Consider the following 19,909-nt stretch of genomic DNA (forward strand, 5'->3'; position numbering starts at 1 on the left):
CCCTTGCGCCGTGCCCACCATCCTTCGGCAGTCGCGACAGATGGTAGGCACGCTTGCGCTTTGCCCACCCTACGATAGCCGCCCGATAATGATTGGAATTCGCCGTAATGTCATGGCATGCTCCTTTCAAATAAAGGTGCGGCGCGACCGCACCGATAAAGGGGAGGGGAGCCAATGCGTCTTGCGACGGCATTGGGCGCGCTTGGCGCCGTTTCAATCCTGTTCCAGCCTGCTGCTTCTGCCGCCGAGATGCGCGGCGTCACCGCGACCGAGATCAAGATAGGCCAGACCATGCCCTATAGCGGGCCGGTGTCGGCCTTCGGCGCGCTCGGCAAGGGCGAGGTCGGCTATTTCAAGATGCTGAACGAGAAGGGCGGCATCAACGGTCGCAAGGTCAATCTGATCTCGCTCGACGACAGCTACGCGCCGCCGAAATCGGTCGAGCAGACCCGCCGGCTGGTCGAGAGCGACGAGGTCGCGCTGATCTTCTCCTCGATCGGCACCGCCCACAACACCGCAATCGCAAAATATCTCCAGTCCAAGAACGTGCCGCAGCTCTTCATCGGCTCCGGCGCGTCGAAATTCGCCGACATCGCGCAATATCCGCAGGCGACGATGGGCGTGCAGGCGCCGTTCCGCTACGAGGCGCGGCTCTATGCGCGCTACGCGCTGGCGAAGAACCCGAACGCGAAATTCGCCGTGATCTCGCAGAACGACGACTACGGCCGCGATTATCTCGCAGGCCTCAAGGACGTGCTCGGCGAGAAATACGATAGCGTCGTGACTGGGGCGACCTACGAGATCCAGGACCCAACCATCGATTCCCAGATCGTGAAATTGAAAGCGTCGGGCGCGGACGTGTTCGTGATCGCGGCAACACCGAAATTCGCCGCGCAGGCGATCCGGAAGTCCTTCGAGATCGGCTGGCGGCCGATGACCTTCCTCTCCAACGTCGCCGTGTGGGTCTCGACCGTGATGGAGCCGGCGGGCCTCGAGGCCGGCACCGGCATTCTCTCGACCGCCTATGTGAAGGACCCCGACGATCCCGCCTGGAAGGACGATCCCGGCGTGAAGGGCTGGCGCGAGTTCATGACCAGATATGTGCCCGAGGCCGACCAGCACGACACCAACTACGTCAATTCCTACAACAGCGCGATGGCGCTGGAGGCGGTGCTGAAGGCCTGCGGCGATGATCTCTCGACCGAAAACATCTTGAAACAGGCCTATGCGATCCGCGATCTCGAATTGCCGATGCTGCTCCCCGGGATCAAGGTGAACACCAGCCCGACCGACCATGTGCCGGTCGACCAGATGCAGTTCATGCGTTTCGACGGCAAGAGCTGGGAGCGCTTTGGCGAGTTGCAGACGGGGAATTGACGGCATTGGTCCGCGCGCCTGGCCTGACCTGTGTCATCGCCACGCCTGATATCGCGAGCAGCCCGCCGGCGATCAACTTCGGGGTCATGCGCTCGCCAAGGAACAGCACGCTCGACGCCAAGGCGAACACCGGAAGCAACAGGCCGAACGGCGCGACGCGGCCCATGGAGCAGCGCCCGATCAGCCAGAACCAAAGGCCGAACCCGACAATTCCGCCGATGAAAATCGTGTAGGCGAGCGCCAGCCAGCCGCGTCCATCCGCCGTGACGAGGCTCGCCAGCTGTCCGTATTCGAGCAGCAGCGACATCAACATGACCTGCGGCACCGTGAACAGCGACGACCACCCCATCAGCATCAGGGGATCGAAAGGGCCATAGCGCTTCGTCAGGACGTTGGACACCGCGAATGCGAAAGCCGCCCCGACCACAAGCAGCAGCGAAAACCCGTTGGCCGACAGGCCAGGCTCCGCTGCCAGCACGACAACGCCGGCGAATGCGAGCAGCACGCCGGCGGACGTGGTGAGAGACGGCCGCTCGGCGAGCAACGGCCAGGCCAGCAGGACGGTGAAGGGCGTGGCGAGTTGATACGCGACGGCCGACATGCTGCCCGAGCCGAGCCCAAGACCGACGTAGAACAGCCCGAAGTTCAGACCGCCCAGGAAAATCGAAATGGCTGCGACGGGGCCGAACTGCGCGCGCGTGGGCCTCTTGACGAACGGAACGAGCAGCAGCGCGATGGCCAGGAAGCGCAGCGCGAGGAAGAACAGCGGCGGAAACTCCGCAACGCCCACCTTGATGGCCACGAACTGATAACCCCAGAGCAGGGGAACGGCTACCGCGCAGACGATCTGGATGGCAGACATGGCATCCTTCCTTTCAAGACCGCTCAGTCCAGATATTGACGCGCCAAGTGCGTAAGACGTCCGGGGTTAGTTGACCTGATTGGGTTGCTACCTGACGAACCGATCGAGCAGAGCGTCCGCGGTGGCTTGCGAAGTGGCTCGCGCCGGCGCCGTCTTGCCGACCACGCGCAGGCCCTCGACGAAACAGACGAGAATTTTGGCGGCACTCGCGGGATCGACACCGTCGGCCAGCTTGCCCGCCAGCTTCGCACGGAACAGGGCATCGGCCACCCGGGCCTCCATGGCCCTGAAGAAGCCCGCGATGCGACGACCGACTTCGGCATCCTGGCCGGCCAGCTCCATGGCCGTGGCCACCAGCAGGCAGCCGCGCCGGCCATTGGCGCCGCTGGTGCGATCGACATAGCCGGCAAGATAGGCCCGCAGGGCGTCGACCGGCTCCCTGCGGGGGCGAGCTCGACATCCATCCGTGTCATGGCATCGGCAATGTAGCGATCGAGCGCGCGCAGGAAGAGCGAGTGCTTGTCGCCGAACGCGGCATAAAGGCTGCCACGCGAGAGTTTTGTGGCCCGAAGCAGGTCCGGCAGTGCCGTGGCGTGATAGCCGCGCGACCAGAACACCCCCATCGCGCGTTCGACCGCGGCGTCCAAATCGAAGCTTCGGGGACGGCCACGGGGCGACTGCGCTGGGGGGTGGCGGCTCATGATCGATATATAGACCAATCGGTCCTTAAATCGCAAGTGCCCGCTTCGGGACGAAAGCCGGCGACTGATGGGCCAGTTGCAGACATTCGACAGCCGTGTGACCATGGCGGCCGTTGTTGCAGCCTACGATCAAGAAATTCCAAAAACAGATGGTTGGCTGAGACAAGGCTCCGCGAGATCGACGAGGAATCGAGGCACGACGGAGGGCATATATTTGAGACATTCAAGCAACGCTGCGTGCCTTGGCGAAGGTGCGGTCCTGATCGGCGGTCGATCACTAGCCTACCTTCAGGTCGGCGACCCGAACGGACCGCTCGTACTTCACAATCATGGCGGACCATCGAGCCGGCTGGAAGCCAAGGTTTTTGCGTCTCACGCGCTCAAACTTGGTTTGAGATTTGTGTGCGTGGACCGTCCAGGCCAAGGCAAATCAGATCCTCAACACGGTCGCAACTTCGCAGGCTGGGCCGCAGACCTGGAAGCGATTGCCAACGCTTTTGAGACCGATCGGTTTGCGGTCACGGGCTGGTCTGAGGGTGGTCCTTGGGCGCTCGCGGCAGCGGCGTACCTCGATCCCGCGAAGCTGATACACGTGACCAGCATCGCTCCCGGATCCTACGGCGCATTCGGTACGAATTGGGCAGCGAAGGATCTGTCCTCGACCGACGCCATGGGCGGGTTCCTTGCATTGCATTTCCGGCCGGGTTTCCAGCTCATGTATGACCTGATCGATCTCGCTGCGACGCGGTTTCCGGAGCAGTACAAGAAGGCATTGCTGAAGGCGAGCTGCCCCGCCGACCTCGCGGCGCTTGCTGATGACGATGTGTTGAGTGCGATCGTGGAGTCCGGACGCGAGTGTTTCCGGCAAGGCGTTGACGGTCTCGTGACCGATGCGCAGATGCTCTACCAACAGTGGCCATTCGACGTCACGGCGATCCATAGGCCGGTTCATCTGTGGCAAGGCAGCGCCGATACGTTTGTGCCTTACGCAGTCAACAAACCGCTGGGTGAGCGGATGCCTGGAGCGGTATGGCACGAAGTAGCCGATGGCGGGCACTTTATCGCGAGTTCACACGCCGGCGAAATATTGGCGGTCGTTGCCAACGATCTGGCAGCAACGGCGTGATTTCTGTCTCCCATCGTCCCGATGGGTATGTCCGCTTTGGAAAGCGAAGAACTCAGAGTGAGCAAAGTCAGTCCGCTCTACCCACCAAGCGGACCTCAATGAAAGGTGTCGCCACTTCGCTGATGGGCCATAAGCTGACCACTCAGCCCTCGCGCACCCCGGCCAACCGCAGGCCCTCATAGACGCGCTCGCATCCCGCTAGATACATCGGATGGTTGCTTGGGGTGTTCGTGCGGTACCGGCGGATAGTGAAACTCGGATTGAGCGCAAGGCCCGCCTGCGCTGTGGCCCGTGCTTCATCCAACTCACCGACGAGCGCCAACGCAGCCGCGAGATTGAAATGCGCAGCGGGATAATTTCGGTTGGCCTCAAGGCTCCTCCGTAGCCAAACAAGAGCTTCGGCGTCGGCCCCCTGCCAAAATTTGGCGAGGCCAACAAACATACTCCAGACATAGACAAGTGTATCGCGAGGAGAGAGACGGAGCGCGTGCTCCATATGGGCTTCTGTTTCCCCGCCCCGACCGAGAAAAAACTTCGCAACCCCAATGCCCGCGTGCGAGCGGGCCAAATTCCGATCAAGCGCCAACGCCCGCTGGCATTCTGCAATGCCTTGAGCCGCGCGGTTCGTAAAAATTTTCACGAGGCCCATGGTGTTGTGAGCCAGGGGATGGTTCGGTGCCAAGGATAGCGCCTTCGCGAGGGTTGCCTCGGCTGCGGCGAGACGCTCTACCCGATCGTCGGACACCAAGTTGGCACCAATTACGAAATTAGCCCATGCTCTGCCGACCAGCGCCTCAACATTTGTCGGTTCGAGTGCCAAGGCCTGTTCATAGAAGCCGCACGCTCGTGTCATATTTTCGGGTGTTCGACCCATGTTGAGCCAAACGGCGCCTTGGAAACAAAAGTCAGTCGCGTCGGGATTGGGTGAGCGCTCCGCGCGGCGCGCTTCCACAGCAAGGAGTTCGGCATCGAGGGCGTTGGCGAGCCTCGATACGATTTCGTCCTGCATGTCAAAGAGATCGCCGATGGGCTTCTCAAAGCGCTCGGCCCACAGCTGATTGCCCGTTTCAGTGTCGACTAGCTGCACATTCACCCGGAGACGGCTGCTGCCACGCTGCACCGAGCCTTCAAGCACATAGCGGACGTTCAGCTCGCGTCCCAGCTTCACTACGTCCACGGCCTTGCCCTTAAACGTGAATGCGGTGTTGCGCGCAATTATGAACGCGCCACTGATGCGCGACAGGTCCGTGGTCAGGCTCTCGGTCACACCATCGACGAAGTAGTCTTGCTCGGGATCACAGCTGAGGTTGACGAAAGGCAATACGACGATGGAAAGACGAGGCGGTGAAAACACCCTTTGCGCCGTGTCGTCATTCCGCGTCAGCGAGCCAACCTGCGCAACTACGGGCCTCTGCTCTTGCACCACGCCAACGAAGCGAACGCCTTTGCGCGCCAGTGTTTTGATTAGACGCTGCTTTTCGCCCGTATCACCAATTGCGTTGCGGGCGGCGTTGAGTCGGGTCGTCAGCGCTGCATCCGACACGCTGCGCCCATTCCAGATGGCGGTGATGAGTTCGTCTTTGCTGACGACGCGCTCGCGGTTGCGGATCAGGTAGTCGAGCAGGTCAAAGACCTGTGGCGTCACTGATACGACAAGCGCCCCGCGATACAGCTCGCGCCGGTCCGTGTCGAATGCGTAGTCCTCGAAGAGATAGCGCAAGATGCCAATCCCGTTGAACGAGGGCCCCGATACCGGGTATCGCTTTGGTTCCGCTAAAAATCGCAAGAATAATCCGCTGGTGAGGAAAATGTAAGCTGCAGGTCAAGCCTGTCCGCCAATCTCCCGTGTCGGCGAAAAAACTGCCTCAGGAAGACACCCCTCATCCGAGCGGCCGAATGAACGCCCGACCCCGCAGGCCGACTTCCGGTATGGGTCAATCGCGCCATTCTTGCAGTTGGCCAGCTACTTCCAATCTGCGCCCAGCTTCAGACATGTCGCTGCACCGCGCAAACTGAAGCGATCGGCAAGAAGCAGAAGGTTAAACCAATCTAGAAATCGTCCAAAGAACGCTCGTCAGCCCAGCGGTTCGGCTCCGAACCGCCGCGCAGATTTGGATACCGCCGGGCCTCGGACGAGCCCTTCATCGGTGAGCGCCTTGGCGACCGAAGGAATCGTCTTCATGTGCGCGAGATAGTCGTTGAGCCGCTTCGGCACCTCGATCTCGTTCTTCTCAGCCCACATCAGCATCACGACAAGATATGGATCTGCGATCGTCATTCGATCGCCCACCAGAAACGGCCTATCGCCAAGCTGGCCGGCGATCGTAGCGAAATGCTTGACCAGCAACTTTCGTGCCTTGTCCCTTTCCGCGTGGGTCGCGTCAACGTGGGAAAACGGCCTGAAATTGCCATGGAATTCGGTGGTCATGAAGGAAGTGGCTTCAAGCGCGCGCCAACGGTCGAGACCGTCGCTGGGAAGCAGGGCCCCTGCTTGGTGGGCGATATAGACAAGAATGGCGAGATTTTCGGTAAGGACACTCCCGTCGTCGAGTTCCAGCGCGGGAATGAAACCCTTTGGATTGATCGTCATGAAGTCACGCCCATCCTCGGTCCGCTTGCCCCGTTCGACTTTAACGAGTCTGTATGGAAGGCCTGTCTCGATCAGCACGATGTGATCAGCCAAGCTACAGCCGCCGGGATGGTAATAGAGGATCATCACGGGAGTCTCCGTACTCGTCGGTCGATAGGAAGCTAGAATGTCGCCTAGCAAGATAGGCGACATGGTTAGGACCGAATCGTCACGTCCCGTTGTCTCAAGCGGAAGTGACCGGGGAACTAGCAGCGGCTTGTTGGTCCGCGGAGAGGCGGCTCGGCGGCTTCGTCAAACGATCAACATGACTGTTCCCGACGACGAGCCGAGAGTCTCACTGAGGACGAAGCCCGAAGCAACATCGTGTTGCTGGGGAGTCTCAAGCTCCGACATGATTTCGGCCAAGGCGCGGGCAATGTCCGCGACGGGGCAAACGGCGAAATGGCCGGAGTGCGCGCCTAGGTCCGCTTCACATCTTCAAGCGAACGTCGCATCTGAGAGGACACGCCTGAAGCTACGTCCTCACTTTGACGGCAGCGCCGCGTCGTCCGCATTCTCCCGCACATGAATGACGGCGATGTCGTCCGCATAGATCCGCTTCCAGCCCTTGAGCTGGTCGAGGATCTGCGGGCCCGGCGCATCGGCGACCAGGAGCGTCGCGTCGATCTTGTACTGGTCGAGCAGGCGCGGCAGCAGCTCCGGCTTCTTGCCTTCCGTCGCCTTGAAGAAGTCCATGACGAACTTTTCGCCATAGAGCTCGGCGCGGCCGTCGACGTAAACGGGCACGTCGCGCGAGATCAGATAACCGCCGAACTGATAGGCGTTGAAGATGCGCTGCACTCTGAGTTTTTCGAGCAGGTCGACCGCCGCAACCGGCGTCTGCGTCATCGTGAACGTGAAGCGATGGTGTCCCATGTAGAGCGAGGTCGAGGTCCAGCTCGCGGCCACGATCATCAGCGCGCCGAGCGCGGTGACATAGCGGGCCGGCCAGCGGTCTGCGCCGACAGTGTCCGCCAGCGGGCGCGGGAACATCTCGCCGAGCGGCTTTGCCAGCACCAGCGGCACCAGGAAGGCGAAGGCCTCGATGTTCCTGACATGGGTCAGCGCGCTCCAGGTCAGGAACAGGATCAGGAAGATCCGCGGCGCCGACAGCACGAGGCCGCGATAATAGCCGAGCGCGATCAGGCCGAGCAGTGCGCCTTCGAACCCGGTGAAGGTGGCAAAGTTCGCCGGCATCCATTCGAAGATCAGTGACAGCAATTCGCCGAGGCTGAGGATGTTGGTCGCGCCCATCAGCGTCCGCCAGCCGTAAGGCGTGCAGCAGGCGGCGATCAGCGCGCCGATGCCGAACAGCACCCAGCGCATGAACAGCTTCAGCCGCGCTCCCTTCTCGGCATGCTCGACCGCTTCGAGCGAGATCGGACCGATCAGCGCGAGGCCCAGCACGAAGCCGCCATGCAAATTCGCCCAGAGTGCCATCAGCGGCAGCCAATACCAGGACGGCGCGCTTCTGCGGTCGGCAGCCGCCATCAGCAGGCCGACCCACGCCACCATGACGGGCAGCGCCAGAATATGCGGACGCGCCAGCACGTGATGGATCGACAGCAGCAGCGCCAGCATCGCGAACAGTACCGCACGCGGCGCCTCGATCTGCGCATCGAGCAGATAGACGAAGACCGCGGCCGTGAGCGCCATCCCGATCGCGGTGAGGATGACCGGACCTGCCCAGCCCCATTGCGCGTAGGACAAGGCGAACAGCACCTGCGACAGCCACGACGTCGAGATCCAGGATTCCCCAGGGCGCGTGAATGAATAGAAGTCGGTGTAGGGCAGGGCGCCGTGATCGAGGATCCATTGCCCGATCTTGATCTGCCAGAACGAGTCGGAGTCCTGAAGCAGCGTGTCGCCGACGAAGAGGAAGAACAGATAGGTGCCGGCACCGACGCAGAGCGGCAGCAGTGCTCGCGCGCGGCTCTGCATCGCAATGCTGTTGGCAAAGGAAAGGGACATGCCGCCTCGTCGTCCTGCTTGTTCTTGTCGGCCGGAGCATGATCCGGACCCGAAGGGCCGCGTTAGCGCAAAGTGTGTAGCGGTTTTCCGGGAAGATCATGCTCAAGCAATGACCTGAAGCGCGATACACGATCTCATCGCGCTTCAGGCCGAGCGGGCGGCATTGGACCATACGCGGTCATAACTTCGGGTAAATCGCGCCCCGCGGCGTTGCCGCGGATAGCTGCGATTTAACAGATTGTTTTCAATTCCCCTTTACCATCGTCGAATACGTGCAATCCGCTTCGTGTTTCCGCAGTCGAATTAACTGCGGCGCAATTCTTTGCCTCTAGGTTCGGTTCCATGGTCGGGCGGCGCTGGGAAGCCGAAAAGACCAGACCATTTGTCAGCCTCGTGTACTCTTTGGGAGCAGTCTATGAAGAACCTCGTTTCGCGTTTCGTGAAGGACGAATCCGGCGCCACCGCCATTGAATACGGCCTGATCGCTGCCGGCATCGCGCTGGCGATCATCACCGTCGTCAACAACCTCGGCAGCTCGCTGAACACCAAGTTCGGCTCGATCTCGTCCAGCCTCAAGTAAGACCGGACGATCTGAGAGTTTCGAGAGCCCCGTCCCGGACGGGGCTCTTTTCTTTGTGGGGTGGAGTGGCCACAGCTGTCATGGCCGGGCGTTCGCCGCGCCGAAGCGGCTTCGGCCGCGCAGACGGGACAAAGCCCGGGCATGGCGACCTTCGCATCCCAGGCATGGCGCTCCCGTCCGTCCCGCGTGACGCTAGACGCATTTGCATCTTGTCATTCACTTTGAATAGTTGTTCAGTCCTTGCGGGACGATTTGCATCTATTGCAGGGACGACGCGTTCGGCCGCGCGGGGCGTGCGGCTGGCGTGTGGGACAGGAAGCGCGCCATGGTTTACCGGCGAACGCATCAAGTGGTGAAGCGCCTTGCGGCCAGGCGCAGTGCGATCCTCGCTGCAGCGCGGGAAGCTGCGGCGGAAGGCGGGATGGCTGCGGTGCAGATCGCACCGGTTGCGGTCCGGGCCAGTGTCGCGGCCGGAACGGTCTACCGCTACTTCCCGTCCAAGTCCGAGCTGATCTCCGAATTGATTGCCGAGGTGTCGCGCGACGAGCTCGCGGCGATCCGCCGGGCGGCCGATGCCGCGCCCGGCCCATCCTCGGCGCTGGCGGCGGCCGTCACCACCGTGGCGGTCCACACGCTGTCGCAGCGCAGGCTGGCCTGGGGCATCCTGGCCGAGCCGGTTGACGTCGATGTCAGCGCGTCCCGCCTGGCCAGCCGCCGCGAGATCGCCGGCGAGATCGCCGCGCGGATCGACGCCGCCGTGCGTGCCGGCCATTTGCCGGCGCAGGATACCGCGCTCGCCGCCACCGCGCTGCTAGGGGCGCTGCATGAGGCTCTGGTCGGGCCGCTCGCGCCCGACAATCTCGACGATCCCGCCAGGATGCGCGATGCGGTGCAGACCGTGACGCTGCTGGCCCTGCGCGCCGTCGGCGTGATGGACGCCCGTGCCCGCGGTCTGGTGGTGCAGCAGACGCTGCTGCCGGCGGCGAAGGCGCTGGTCGGAGCTTAAAAAGCCGGGCGCGACCGTGGCCGAGACCTGATTCCGCTCAGGTCGTTGCCCGCGCGCGCCTTTTCACAAAACCCAAGCACCTTCGCCGGCAACGCCGGCTACTGTGCATGGGGTTGTTTTCGACATTTTTGTTTTGGCCCGCACCTACGGGCCTACAAATTCGCGTCGCCCTCGGGCCCGACCGAGGCGATGCGCACCATGTTGGTGGTGCCGGGGATGCCGAGCGGCACGCCGGCGACGATGATCACGCGCTGGCCGGCGCGGACAAAACCGTCGCGGAAGGCGATCTGGCCGGCGCGGCTCACCATGTCGTCCTGGTCGCGGGCATCGTCCGCCACCACGCAATGCACGCCCCAGACGACGGCGAGACGGCGTCCGGCGGCCATGTTCGGCGTGATCGCCACGATCGGCGGCTTCGGCCGCTCGCGGGCCACACGCACCGCGGTCGAGCCGGAGCTGGTCCAGCAGATCAGCGCCGGCAGGTCGAGCGTCTCGGCGATCTGCCGCGCGGCGTCTGCGATGGCGTCGCCGGCGGTGGTTTCCGGCGCGGGGCGCTGCGCGGTGATGACCGAACGATAGGTCGGGTCGCGCTCGACCTCCTCGCCGATGCGGTTCATGGTCGAGACCGCTTCGACCGGGAATTTGCCGGCCGCCGATTCCGCCGACAGCATGATGGCGTCGGCGCCCTCATAGACGGCGGTGGCGACGTCGGAGACCTCGGCGCGGGTCGGCACCGGCGACTGGATCATCGATTCCAGCATCTGGGTTGCGATCACCACCGGCTTGCCGGCACGGCGCGCCATACGCGTCATCTGCTTCTGCAGGCTCGGCACGCGTTCCAGCGGCAGCTCGACGCCGAGGTCGCCGCGCGCCACCATCAGCGCGTCGGAGGCGTCGATGATGTCGGCGAGGCGGTCGATCGCCTGCGGCTTCTCGATCTTGGCCATCACCGCAGCGCGGCCGCGGATCATCTTCTTGGCCTCGATCACATCGTCGGCGCGCTGCACGAAGGACAGCGCGATCCAGTCGACGCCGGTCACCAGCGCGGCCTCGAGGTCGGCACGGTCCTTCGGCGTCATCGCCGAGACCGGCAGATCGGTGTCGGGCAGGCTGACGCCCTTGCGGTCGGACATCCGGCCGCCGACCACGACACGCGTCACCGCGTGCTCTTTCGAAGTCTCCTCCGCGATCAGGCGCACCTTGCCGTCGTCGAGCAGCAGCGAATGGCCGGGCCTGAGTGCAGCCAGGATCTCCGGATGCGGGAGATTGACGCGCGTGGCGTCGCCCGGCGCCTTGTTGGAATCGAGCGTGAAGATCTGACCGTTCTGGAGCTGGACCGCGCCTTCGGCGAAGGCGCCGAGCCTGAGCTTCGGGCCCTGGAGATCGACCAGAATGCCGATCGGCCGGCCATAACTGCTCTCGACGTTGCGGATCGTCGCGACCAGCTCCCGCATCTTGTCATGCGGGGTGTGGCTCATGTTGATGCGGAACAGATCGGCGCCGGCCTCGAACAGGCGGCGAATCATCGCGAGGTCTGAAGAGGCAGGTCCCAGGGTCGCGAGAATCTTGATACGGCGAAGACGCCTCATGGCTTATTTCCAGACGGTGGCGAGGGAGCTGGCGGGAGGCCAGGCGCGGCGGGGGGCGTACCACCGGGCGGACTATTGGGCAAACCCGGAACGCCGCCACCCGGGCCGACCGGGCCCGGCAGGCCAGGCACGCGCTGCTGCTGTGACGGCTGCTCGTTGGCGTCGGTGAGCTGAACCGTCCAGGCCCGCTGCTCGCCGGTATCGACCTCGAAATAGCCGGTCCGGTCGTAGCCGCGCGCGAGGCAATCCTCGGTGCCGCGGATGGTGAATTCCTTGTCGCGCGAGCACATGAAGGCCTGGCCCGACCATTCGCCGCCGCGGTCATAGTCGATGGCGTAGATGTAATAGTAGCGGGCGACCAGCGTTCCCCGCAGCAGGGTCTCGCAGGAACGCGACGAGATGTTCCACCAGCCCTCGGTGGTCCAGCCCTCGGCGTCCTTGTAGCCGAGCGCAATGCCGACCCGGCTCGAGGTGTTGTTGCAAAGCCGGAAGTCGGCGGAGGCCGGGCTGGCCCAGAGGCACAGCAGGCCAACCACCAGCACCGGGACCAACCGGGCGAGCAGGCGAAGGGGGGCGCGGGGAGATTCGGCGATCATTGTCGCGGAACGTATACCAGATGATTGACGATTTGGCGTAGGGCCGGGGAGCCGGCCTTCGGTTTGGCTCTGGGGCCGTTTGCGCCGTGATATGGCAAAATCTGTGACAGGCCCCCACCTGATCCCGTAAGGGTGACCCCCATCGGGGCAGAACCAATTCAGGCCGAAGGGATCCAGCCATGGCAATCGACGACAAAACCAGAACGGAGCTCGAGGCCGCCGCTTTCCGGCGCCTGGTCGATCATCTGAAGACGCGGACCGATGTCCAGAACATCGATCTGATGAATCTGGCCGGCTTCTGCCGCAACTGCCTGTCCAACTGGCTCAAGGACGCCGCCGACGCGCAGGGCGTCGCGCTCAGCAAGGACGAGAGCCGCGAGGCCGTCTACGGCATGCCCTACGAGACCTGGAAGTCGAAATACCAGGGCACGGCCACGCCCGAGCAGATCGAGGCGATGAAGAAAGTCCACCCCGGGCATTGAACGGCCTCGCCGGCAGACTGGCGGTGAGTCGCACCACACAACTGCTTTCTTCGCTCCGCCGCAGGAATGTGTGGGCGCGCTGTGGACGAGCGCGATGCTGCCTTGAACGCGAGAGCGGCGAACCCTAAGGGTCAACCAGCACGCGCGGTGAGGATGCCGGCGTCACCTCGTTTTGCCAGTTCCATTGGGAGTACCAAGATGGCCACCTCCGCCGCCGTCCGCGACGACGAGCCCGCGACGAAATTTGCCAAGGACCAGCTCAAGTCCATCATCGAGCGCATCGAGCGGCTGGAGGAAGAGAAGAAGGCGATCTCCGACGACATCCGCGACGTCTATGCCGAGAGCAAGGGCAATGGCTACGACGTCAAGGCGCTGCGCACCATCGTGCGCATGCGCAAGCAGGACCCGAACGAGCGCGCCGAGGCCGAGACGATCCTCGAGACCTACATGCAGGCGCTGGGAATGCTCTGAGGCGATTACTCTCGTCCTGGCGAAAGCCAGGACGAGCCTGAGTCTTGAGTCGGGAGAGACGTCGTGACGCCGACGCTGCCGCGCGAGGTGGACCGTGCCTTCCGCGCCCTTCCGGCGCCGATCGGCAAGCGGCTACTCCAGGTGCGTGCGCTGATCTTCGCGACCGCTGCGGCGCATGAAGAGGTTGGCAAGCTCACCGAGACCCTGAAATGGGGCGAGCCGGCTTACTTGACCGATGAGAGCGGCAGCGGCTCCACGATACGGCTCGGCCGCCTGAAGGACTCCGAGCACGCCGCCATCCTGTTCAACTGCAAGACGACGTTGATCGATACCTTTCGCGAACGCTTTCCCGATCAGTTCGAGTATCGGCAGACCCGGGCGCTGTTGCTGGATGTCTCGGGCAGGCTGCCTAAACAGCCGCTATCGGTCTGTCTGTCGCTCGCGCTGACCTATCATCTGGACCGGCGGCGGAAGCGCTAGCAGCGCTTGCAAGACGTCAGCGCAGCGCCGCGGTGCGCATGACGAACGACCTCGTCTCGAGCTTCGCGGTCGCGCTGCCCGTAAAACTGTCGCAGGACAGGCCCTGCATCGGATCGTCGGCAAAGCCCATCGCGATCACGGCCTGCGGTTTGACGAAATAGCCGCGCAGCGCAACGGTATCCAGCTCGCCCATCAGCGTCACCGACATCGCGCGGCTGGCGCTCGGCGACAGCATCACGATCTTGAGCCAGATGCTTTCGCCTCTGGCGGCGGAGAGGCGGGTCGCGGTTGCGATCCTGCCGTCGATGCTCTTGCCGACCACCGTGTTGATCTCGGTCGCGGGCGGAAGGCCGCGCGTCGCGGCAACGGGGCGGCCCGTGCGCGGGACCGGCGCGGAGGCGGCGACGACGTTGGCGCGGTCGACCGGGGAGGCGGACGCCGGCGCGTAGGCCAGTGCCTGATAGGCCGCGCTGGAGACGCTCGCGGTTGCTTGCGGCTCGGTGGCGGCGGCGAGCGCCTGGCGGGCCTTCAGCGCAGCCACTTGCGCTGGCGTCGCCTGCTGCGGGGTCGCAGGGGTATCCCAGAAGCCGCGGGCATTGATGATATCGGCCGGGGTCTCGGGCTTGCCCTCAACAGATTTGTCGGCTGTCGGCTTGTCAGCCACGGGCGCGGGCTTCGGCTTGGGCGGTACAACGAGCTGCACATCTGCCGAAGCGAGCTGGATCGCAGCGGCGATCTGCGGCTTGGCGCGCGGTGTCGGCACCGGATCGGCCGGCTTGGCCGCGGCGGCAACCACGGTCGGCGCAACAGGCTTTGCGGCCGGGGCGGGCGCGCTCTCGTCATCCTCGTCGCTGCTCGTGGCGGCCGGAGCCGACTTGCTCCTGAACAGGGCGGCAAAGAAATTCGGCTTGCTGCCGGAATCGTCGCCGGTGCCGCGGCGCTCGATGTCGGCCTTGGCCAGCTCATAGCCCTTCAGCGGCGTACCGTCGGTCGGGACGTGAACCGTGCGGCCATCCGGGAAGACGCGGGCGAGCTGGTCATGCGTCATGCGCGGCCAGTGCCGGATGCTGCCGGTGTCCAGATGGACGAAGGGCGAGCCGGAGGTCGGATAGAAGCCGACGCCGCCGCGCTGCAGGCGCAGGCCGGCGAAGCGGATCTGCTCCAGCGGCACGCCCGGAATGTAGAAGTCCATCGCATGCCCCAGCATGTGCTGGCTGAAGCGCGCCACGCCGGAGGAGCGGCGGCGGAGCATGGCGTTGGTGGCGGGGGAGCGGTAGGAGGAGATGATCTGGATCGGCTGCTTGCCGTCGACGTCGCGATAGACTTCCCAGAGGATGTCGAACAGGCGACGATCCATGACCGTCTCGTCCTGGGTGCGCCAGTCGCGCAGGAAGTGGTTGAGCTGCTTCAGCGCGGCCTCGTCGAAACGGCCGTCGCGCTTGAAGGTGACGGTGAGGTCTTCGCCGGAATGGGTGTGGTGGAACGAGAGCGTCTTGGTCTCGTTCAGCGCGGCGGCGTCATGGACCGAGCCCGCCGCAGCAAGCAGCAGTGCGGAAGCGAGGCCGATCCGGGATCCGGCCTTCACTCCCGCATGGGACAACGACAGCACTGCGAATTTGCGTGCGAGACCAGTCAGCACGAATGAGCCCACCCAGTCGACGAGCGTTCAAAATGGACTCTCCCGGCAACCCCGTTAGCGCGCGAAAGAGGATGAACGCTTTCTTAAAGCGAGAAGGTTAATTCGAGGTTGACCTTCCCGACCCCAAACCAAGTCAACGAACCTAAGCGGCTCAGTGTGGCAAAAAAACGCCCGCTGCCGGAGTTCGGGTGGAGAATGGTAAACTTAAGCGACCCCATCCAGGGGGGTGAGGTCGCTGATCTTACTAGAGAATTTCCGGCAAAAACCTGTCGGGGAGGCCTCAGCGGGTAAACACCCGCTGCTGCTGCGGCCGCCGGCCGACCGGAGCCGGCGGCGGGGCCAGGGCCGGGGCCCCGAACAGCCGCTCGAAGAAGTTCGGACCCGACGAGCCGAAGCCGCCGCCATTGTTGGCGATCGCCACGCCCGAGGGCAGCGTCGTCGCCGGGCGCGAATAGCTCGGCTGGGAGTGTGCGACGACGTTCTCGAGGTCCTTGCCGCGACCGTTCTTCAGGATGTTGATCATGGTCGCGTCACGGCCATAGACGTCCTTGCGGATTTGCAGCTTGCCGGCATCGTCCACGAACGCGGTCTGGTAGGTGATGTTGACCGGGATCGGCGTCGGGAATTTCAGGTCGATCTCGCTCTTGCCGTACATGCTGCGCACGCGCTCCGGCGTGTACTTCTCGTTCGGCATGGCGATGTTGAGCAGAATCGAGGCGTACTGATCCGGATTCTGCACGCGCATGCAGCCATGGCTGAAGGCGCGATCTTCCTTGGCGAACAGGTTCTTGTCCGGCGTGTCGTGCTGATAGACCAGGAACTTGTTCGGGAAGTTGAAGCGAATGCGGCCGAGCGCGTTGGCCTCACCCGGGGGCTGCGAGATGTGCACGGAGCCGTCACGGTTCTGCTCGAGCTTGAGGCCCATGCGCTGGAGCACCGTCGGGTCCTGCTGAAGCGCCGGGAGGTATTCGTTGTAGACGATCGACGGCGGCACGTTCCAGGTCGGATTGACCGTGATGTACTTCATCGTCTCGGTGAGCAGCGGCGTCGCATGCGTGCCCGGCTTGCCGGTGACGACGCGGGTGGTCCAGACCTGCTGGCCGCGCTGCATCACCTTCAGCGTGTAGTCGGGAATGTTGAGGATGACATAGGCATCGCCCAACGAGGGGACGCCGAGGTCGCGCGGCAGCCAGCGCCAGCGCTCCATGTTCACCAGCACCGTGTCGATCTGCTTGTCGCGCTTCGGGGTGTTGATCGCCTTGACGGTCTTGTCGTCGAGGATGCCTGTTACCTTCATCTCGGCGCCGCTCTGGAATTTGCGCACGGCTTCGGCGACGGTGGCGTCATAGCGGGTGTCGCCGGCGTTCTCGGCGAGGCCGAGCTTGGCGCGGAGCTGCGGCACGCGCGGATCTTCAACGACGATTTCAGCCTGCTTCTTGCCGGCCGGGGTGTATTTCAGCGCCGGACCGTCGGCGATTTCGATCACCGGGCCGCTGCCCAGGCCGCGCAGTTCGGCGAGCTTGGCCTTCAGCTCCTTGTAGAGCTTCTGCGGCGGGTTGTAGCTGTCGAGCGCTGCGGAGGCGTCGGCTGCGGTCGTGACCTTGGCGAGCACCTCGTTCGGATCGACCGGATGCTCGGGATAGAGGATGTCGCCGCTGACCTGCGACCAGTGCATGCGGCCGCTCTGGGCCTGGCGCGCATAGTCGAACATGCTGGCGGTGAGCTTCAGCTCGGCATCGGCGAGCGCATCGGGCGTCGTGGCGGCGGCGAAATCCGGCACCGGATAGTCGGCGGGATTGAGGCCATCGGAGGCCGCATCCTTCAGCCGCGCGATCACGCCCTTGGCCGCGGCGGTCAGGCTGCCGGCCTGGGTCCAGACCGGCGCGAAGTCGCGTGCACCGTAAAACTTCTCGATCGCGGCGCGCTCGTTCTTGCGGTCGAAATGGCGCGAGGTCTTGGCGCCGATGATGTCCTTGAGCTTGTCGGCGACCGGCTGGTCGGCGGCGGGAACGTTGCTCGCGGCCTTCACCGGCTCGGCGGCCGGAGCCGCAGCGGGGGCCGCAGGCGCGGCTGGCGTTGCCGTCGCGGTGTCGGCCTTTGCCGGTTCGGATTTGGCGGGCTCGGTCTTCGCGGGCTCGGACTTGGCGGTTTCGCTCTTCGGCGCCTCAGATGCAGGCGTGGTGGCGACGTCGGAAGGCTTGGTCTCGACCTTGTCGGGGCCCGGTGCGGCTTCGGCCTTCACTGGTTCCTTGGTCGGCTCCTTTGCGGAGTCCTGAACCGTCGCGGTGGTGTCGAGCTTGATGTCGGATGCGGTCGGGGGCGGGACGTTGGCGGGCTCGGGGCGCGGGATCGCGGCTTCGATGGCGAGTTCGGCGGCGCTGCTGCGCGCCTGATCCTGCGCCAGGGCCGAGCTGGCCGATACCGTGAGGAAGGTCGCCGCGACCGTCATCAAGACGCGGTCAAAGCCCGCACGGTGGTTCAAACAGTCACGCATTGTGTCGCACCCCTCGGGTGAACTGTCCCTCGTGGAACAGCTTCATTATCGCCTAATGAGCTTCGGCTAAACTGCGCCGGCCGCTCGAAAGTTGCACGCCTGCACGCAACGATTCATACGCGGACGAACGAATCCCACGCAGACGATATACAGGCCCCGTTTGGGCGGCCAGCGCTACCCGGGGCAACTCACGACAAACTGACTTCAAGAAAGCCCGTTTGCAACGGATTGTGCGGCTTTGGCAGACGCTTTTCCATGTGTCTGTCACTTCCAAGTCACGGTTCACGTCGCGGCCGGATTTTGCCGTAATGCGAAGGGCTTGCGGCGTCATCGCAACGCCAGGCGAACCTCCGTTCGCATGAGGCTCAGCGCGTCTCCTCACCGCTTTTGCCGCCATGTCCGGGAACCCCGGCTTCGTCGAGCTTGCGGTAGAGCGTGGAGCGGCCGATCTTGAGGCGGCGGGCGACCTCGGACATCTGCCCCCGATAATGCGAGATCGCGAAACGGATGATCTCGTTCTCCATGTCGTCCAGCGGGCGGACGTCGCCGGTGGGGGTCAGCATGGAAAGGGTGCCCGCCAGCGGCAGCGGCGCGATCGGTATTTCACCACCCGACACCACCGAGGGCGCCGCGATCGGCTCGAGCATCAGCGGCGCGGTCGGGATGTCCGTCGCCAGATGCGGCTGCGGGGTGAGCAGGGGGAAGTCGGCAAGGTCAAGCTGGTCGCCCTCGCTCATCACCACCGCGCGGTAGACCGCGTTTTCGAGCTGGCGGATGTTGCCCGGCCAGTCGAGCTGGGCAAGGTGCGCCACGGCCTCGCCGCTGATGCCGGTGATGAGGCGGTTCTCCTCGGCAGCAAAGCGCGCCAGGAAATGCCGGAGCAGATGCGGGATGTCCTCACGCCGCGCCCGCAGCGAGGGGATCGTCAGCGGCAGCACGTGGAGGCGATAGAACAGATCTTCGCGGAAATGACCCTGCTTCACCCGCTCCAGCAGCCTGCGGTTGGTCGCGGAGATGATCCGGACGTCGACCTTCAACGGCTTGCGCCCGCCGACCGCCTCGACCGCGCCTTCCTGAAGTGCGCGCAGCAGCTTGACCTGCGCGGTGAGCGGCAGCTCGCTGACCTCGTCCAGGAACAGCGTGCCGCCATGAGCCTCGACGAACTTGCCGGTGTGCCGTTCGGTGGCGCCAGTGAAGGCGCCCTTCTCGTGGCCGAACAGGATCGACTCGACGAGATTGTCGGGGATCGCGCCGCAATTGACTGCGACGAACGGCTTGGCCTTGCGCTCGCCGCTGCCATGGATGGCGCGTGCGAACATCTCCTTGCCGACGCCGGACTCGCCCTCGATCAGCACGGGGATCGACGAGCCCGCGGCCTTCTGCGCGGCGCGCATCACGGCCGCCATCCCCTCGGCGCGGGTGATGATGTCGGAGAAAGTCAGCCGGCCCTCGCGGCTATGACGGATACGCTGCAACTCGCCCTTGAGCGCGGAGGCATTGAGTGCGTTGCGCAGAGAGACCTGAAGCCGCTCCAAGCCAACCGGCTTGACGACGAAATCGGCCGCGCCCGCGCGCATCGCCGAGATCACGTTGTCGATGCCGCCATGGGCGGTCTGCACGATGATGGGGACGCCGAGGCCGGCCTCGCGGATTTTCGCCAGCACGCCCATGCCGTCGAGGCCGGGCATCACGAGATCGAGGATGACGGCGTCGATCGCCGGTGCATCGGGAGCGGTGAGGGCGGCGATCGCGGCGTCGCCGGAGTCCACGACGACCGTCTCATAGCCGCATTTCTGCACCATGTTCTCGACCAGCCGGCGGGCTACAGCGTCGTCGTCGGCGATCAAAATACAGGCAGCCATGGTGTTCCCCGCACGCTACTACTATCTGTCTCGAATCGGGTCAC

At 64.2% G+C, this 19,909-nt stretch carries 17 protein-coding genes and 1 pseudogene; 7 read left to right on the forward strand and 11 right to left on the reverse strand.

The genetic code is table 11. The annotated features are described in order from the left end of the window. The first annotated feature begins 174 nt into the window (after positions 1 to 174). Positions 175 to 1,377 carry an ABC transporter substrate-binding protein gene (locus BJ6T_RS10940; protein WP_014492414.1) on the forward strand — a complete coding sequence of 401 codons (1,203 nt, stop codon included), beginning with the start codon at positions 175 to 177 and terminating at the stop codon, positions 1,375 to 1,377. Here the strand turns inward: BJ6T_RS10940 and BJ6T_RS10945 are convergent. The 3 genes and pseudogenes from BJ6T_RS10945 to BJ6T_RS49860 all read right to left on the reverse strand — a co-directional run. Beyond that, positions 1,319 to 2,239, reverse strand: a complete 921-nt coding sequence (locus BJ6T_RS10945) for a DMT family transporter (protein WP_014492415.1) — start codon at positions 2,237 to 2,239, stop codon at positions 1,319 to 1,321. The genes BJ6T_RS10940 and BJ6T_RS10945 overlap by 59 nt on opposite strands. Before the next feature lie 87 nt (positions 2,240 to 2,326). Next, positions 2,327 to 2,851: a TetR family transcriptional regulator C-terminal domain-containing protein gene (locus tag BJ6T_RS10950; protein ID WP_441005344.1), complete on the reverse strand. Its 525-nt coding sequence runs from the start codon at positions 2,849 to 2,851 to the stop codon at positions 2,327 to 2,329. Beyond that, positions 2,800 to 3,045 (reverse strand): annotated as a pseudogene (locus tag BJ6T_RS49860) (hypothetical protein); the annotation flags it as partial. The gene BJ6T_RS10950 and the pseudogene BJ6T_RS49860, both read right to left, overlap by 52 nt. Here BJ6T_RS49860 and BJ6T_RS10955 point away from each other — a divergent pair. After that, positions 3,008 to 4,066 (forward strand): alpha/beta fold hydrolase, encoded by a 1,059-nt coding sequence (locus BJ6T_RS10955; protein ID WP_197538873.1) that lies wholly within the window; start codon positions 3,008 to 3,010, stop codon positions 4,064 to 4,066. The pseudogene BJ6T_RS49860 and the gene BJ6T_RS10955 sit on opposite strands and share 38 nt — an antisense overlap. Positions 4,067 to 4,208: 142 nt before the next feature. Here BJ6T_RS10955 and BJ6T_RS10960 read toward each other — a convergent pair whose 3' ends face one another. The 3 genes from BJ6T_RS10960 to BJ6T_RS10970 form a co-directional block, all read right to left on the reverse strand. After that, entirely contained in the window at positions 4,209 to 5,786 is a 1,578-nt protein-coding gene (locus tag BJ6T_RS10960) for a winged helix-turn-helix domain-containing protein (protein ID WP_014492418.1), read from the reverse strand. A gap of 354 nt (positions 5,787 to 6,140) precedes the next feature. Next, positions 6,141 to 6,782, reverse strand: a complete 642-nt coding sequence (locus BJ6T_RS10965) for a glutathione S-transferase C-terminal domain-containing protein (RefSeq protein ID WP_014492419.1) — start codon at positions 6,780 to 6,782, stop codon at positions 6,141 to 6,143. Between the two features lie 396 nt (positions 6,783 to 7,178). Beyond that, positions 7,179 to 8,666, reverse strand: coding sequence for a hypothetical protein (locus BJ6T_RS10970; RefSeq protein ID WP_014492420.1), 1,488 nt, complete (start codon positions 8,664 to 8,666; stop codon positions 7,179 to 7,181). Between the two features lie 415 nt (positions 8,667 to 9,081). On the opposite strand from BJ6T_RS10970, the gene BJ6T_RS10975 reads away from it, so the two are divergent. Both BJ6T_RS10975 and BJ6T_RS10980 read left to right on the forward strand, forming a co-directional pair. Beyond that, positions 9,082 to 9,246: a Flp family type IVb pilin gene (locus BJ6T_RS10975; RefSeq protein ID WP_014492421.1), complete on the forward strand. Its 165-nt coding sequence runs from the start codon at positions 9,082 to 9,084 to the stop codon at positions 9,244 to 9,246. 325 nt (positions 9,247 to 9,571) lie between these two features. Next, complete coding sequence (locus BJ6T_RS10980) at positions 9,572 to 10,252, forward strand: TetR/AcrR family transcriptional regulator (protein ID WP_028161058.1); 681 nt, start codon at positions 9,572 to 9,574, stop codon at positions 10,250 to 10,252. Positions 10,253 to 10,404: 152 nt separating this feature from the next. Here the strand turns inward: BJ6T_RS10980 and pyk are convergent, their stop codons facing one another. After that, positions 10,405 to 11,841, reverse strand: a complete 1,437-nt coding sequence (pyk, locus tag BJ6T_RS10985) for a pyruvate kinase (protein WP_014492423.1) — start codon at positions 11,839 to 11,841, stop codon at positions 10,405 to 10,407. Next, positions 11,838 to 12,437, reverse strand: a complete 600-nt coding sequence (locus BJ6T_RS10990) for a DUF1036 domain-containing protein (protein ID WP_014492424.1) — start codon at positions 12,435 to 12,437, stop codon at positions 11,838 to 11,840. Before BJ6T_RS10990 ends, pyk begins: the two co-directional genes overlap by 4 nt. Positions 12,438 to 12,616: 179 nt before the next feature. Here BJ6T_RS10990 and BJ6T_RS10995 point away from each other — a divergent pair, with 179 nt between their 5' ends. From BJ6T_RS10995 to BJ6T_RS11005, 3 genes are all read left to right on the forward strand, one after another. Next, a complete protein-coding gene (locus tag BJ6T_RS10995) occupies positions 12,617 to 12,919 on the forward strand; it encodes a DUF1244 domain-containing protein (RefSeq protein ID WP_014492425.1) in 303 nt (100 codons plus the stop codon). A gap of 198 nt (positions 12,920 to 13,117) precedes the next feature. Continuing rightward, positions 13,118 to 13,390, forward strand: a complete 273-nt coding sequence (locus tag BJ6T_RS11000) for a DUF2312 domain-containing protein (protein WP_014492426.1) — start codon at positions 13,118 to 13,120, stop codon at positions 13,388 to 13,390. 63 nt (positions 13,391 to 13,453) lie between these two features. Continuing rightward, positions 13,454 to 13,870 carry a DUF1801 domain-containing protein gene (locus tag BJ6T_RS11005; RefSeq protein ID WP_014492427.1) on the forward strand — a complete coding sequence of 139 codons (417 nt, stop codon included), beginning with the start codon at positions 13,454 to 13,456 and terminating at the stop codon, positions 13,868 to 13,870. A gap of 16 nt (positions 13,871 to 13,886) precedes the next feature. Here BJ6T_RS11005 and BJ6T_RS11010 read toward each other — a convergent pair whose 3' ends face one another. The 3 genes from BJ6T_RS11010 to BJ6T_RS11020 form a co-directional block, all read right to left on the reverse strand. Beyond that, on the reverse strand, positions 13,887 to 15,509 hold the full coding sequence (locus BJ6T_RS11010) for a peptidoglycan L,D-endopeptidase MepK (RefSeq protein ID WP_232208385.1): 1,623 nt from the start codon (positions 15,507 to 15,509) through the stop codon (positions 13,887 to 13,889). Between the two features lie 280 nt (positions 15,510 to 15,789). Then, entirely contained in the window at positions 15,790 to 18,003 is a 2,214-nt protein-coding gene (locus BJ6T_RS11015; protein WP_014492429.1) for a L,D-transpeptidase family protein, read from the reverse strand. 365 nt (positions 18,004 to 18,368) lie between these two features. Further along, on the reverse strand, positions 18,369 to 19,865 hold the full coding sequence (locus BJ6T_RS11020; RefSeq protein WP_028170356.1) for a sigma-54-dependent transcriptional regulator: 1,497 nt from the start codon (positions 19,863 to 19,865) through the stop codon (positions 18,369 to 18,371). Positions 19,866 to 19,909 lie beyond the last annotated feature (44 nt).

The organism is Bradyrhizobium japonicum USDA 6 (assembly GCF_000284375.1).
Taxonomy (GTDB): Bacteria; Pseudomonadota; Alphaproteobacteria; order Rhizobiales; family Xanthobacteraceae; genus Bradyrhizobium; species Bradyrhizobium japonicum.

Coding starts and splice junctions, on each gene's coding strand:
- BJ6T_RS11020 (WP_028170356.1), bottom strand. CDS start 19,865: ATGGCTGCCTGTATTTTGATCGCCGACGACGACGCTGTAGCCCGCCGG.
- BJ6T_RS11000 (WP_014492426.1), top strand. CDS start 13,118: ATGGCCACCTCCGCCGCCGTCCGCGACGACGAGCCCGCGACGAAATTT.
- BJ6T_RS10965 (WP_014492419.1), bottom strand. CDS start 6,782: ATGATCCTCTATTACCATCCCGGCGGCTGTAGCTTGGCTGATCACATC.
- BJ6T_RS10995 (WP_014492425.1), top strand. CDS start 12,617: ATGGCAATCGACGACAAAACCAGAACGGAGCTCGAGGCCGCCGCTTTC.
- BJ6T_RS10940 (WP_014492414.1), top strand. CDS start 175: ATGCGTCTTGCGACGGCATTGGGCGCGCTTGGCGCCGTTTCAATCCTG.
- BJ6T_RS10955 (WP_197538873.1), top strand. CDS start 3,008: ATGGGCCAGTTGCAGACATTCGACAGCCGTGTGACCATGGCGGCCGTT.
- BJ6T_RS10980 (WP_028161058.1), top strand. CDS start 9,572: ATGGTTTACCGGCGAACGCATCAAGTGGTGAAGCGCCTTGCGGCCAGG.
- BJ6T_RS10990 (WP_014492424.1), bottom strand. CDS start 12,437: ATGATCGCCGAATCTCCCCGCGCCCCCCTTCGCCTGCTCGCCCGGTTG.
- BJ6T_RS10970 (WP_014492420.1), bottom strand. CDS start 8,666: ATGTCCCTTTCCTTTGCCAACAGCATTGCGATGCAGAGCCGCGCGCGA.
- pyk (WP_014492423.1), bottom strand. CDS start 11,841: ATGAGGCGTCTTCGCCGTATCAAGATTCTCGCGACCCTGGGACCTGCC.
- BJ6T_RS11015 (WP_014492429.1), bottom strand. CDS start 18,003: ATGCGTGACTGTTTGAACCACCGTGCGGGCTTTGACCGCGTCTTGATG.
- BJ6T_RS10945 (WP_014492415.1), bottom strand. CDS start 2,239: ATGTCTGCCATCCAGATCGTCTGCGCGGTAGCCGTTCCCCTGCTCTGG.
- BJ6T_RS10975 (WP_014492421.1), top strand. CDS start 9,082: ATGAAGAACCTCGTTTCGCGTTTCGTGAAGGACGAATCCGGCGCCACC.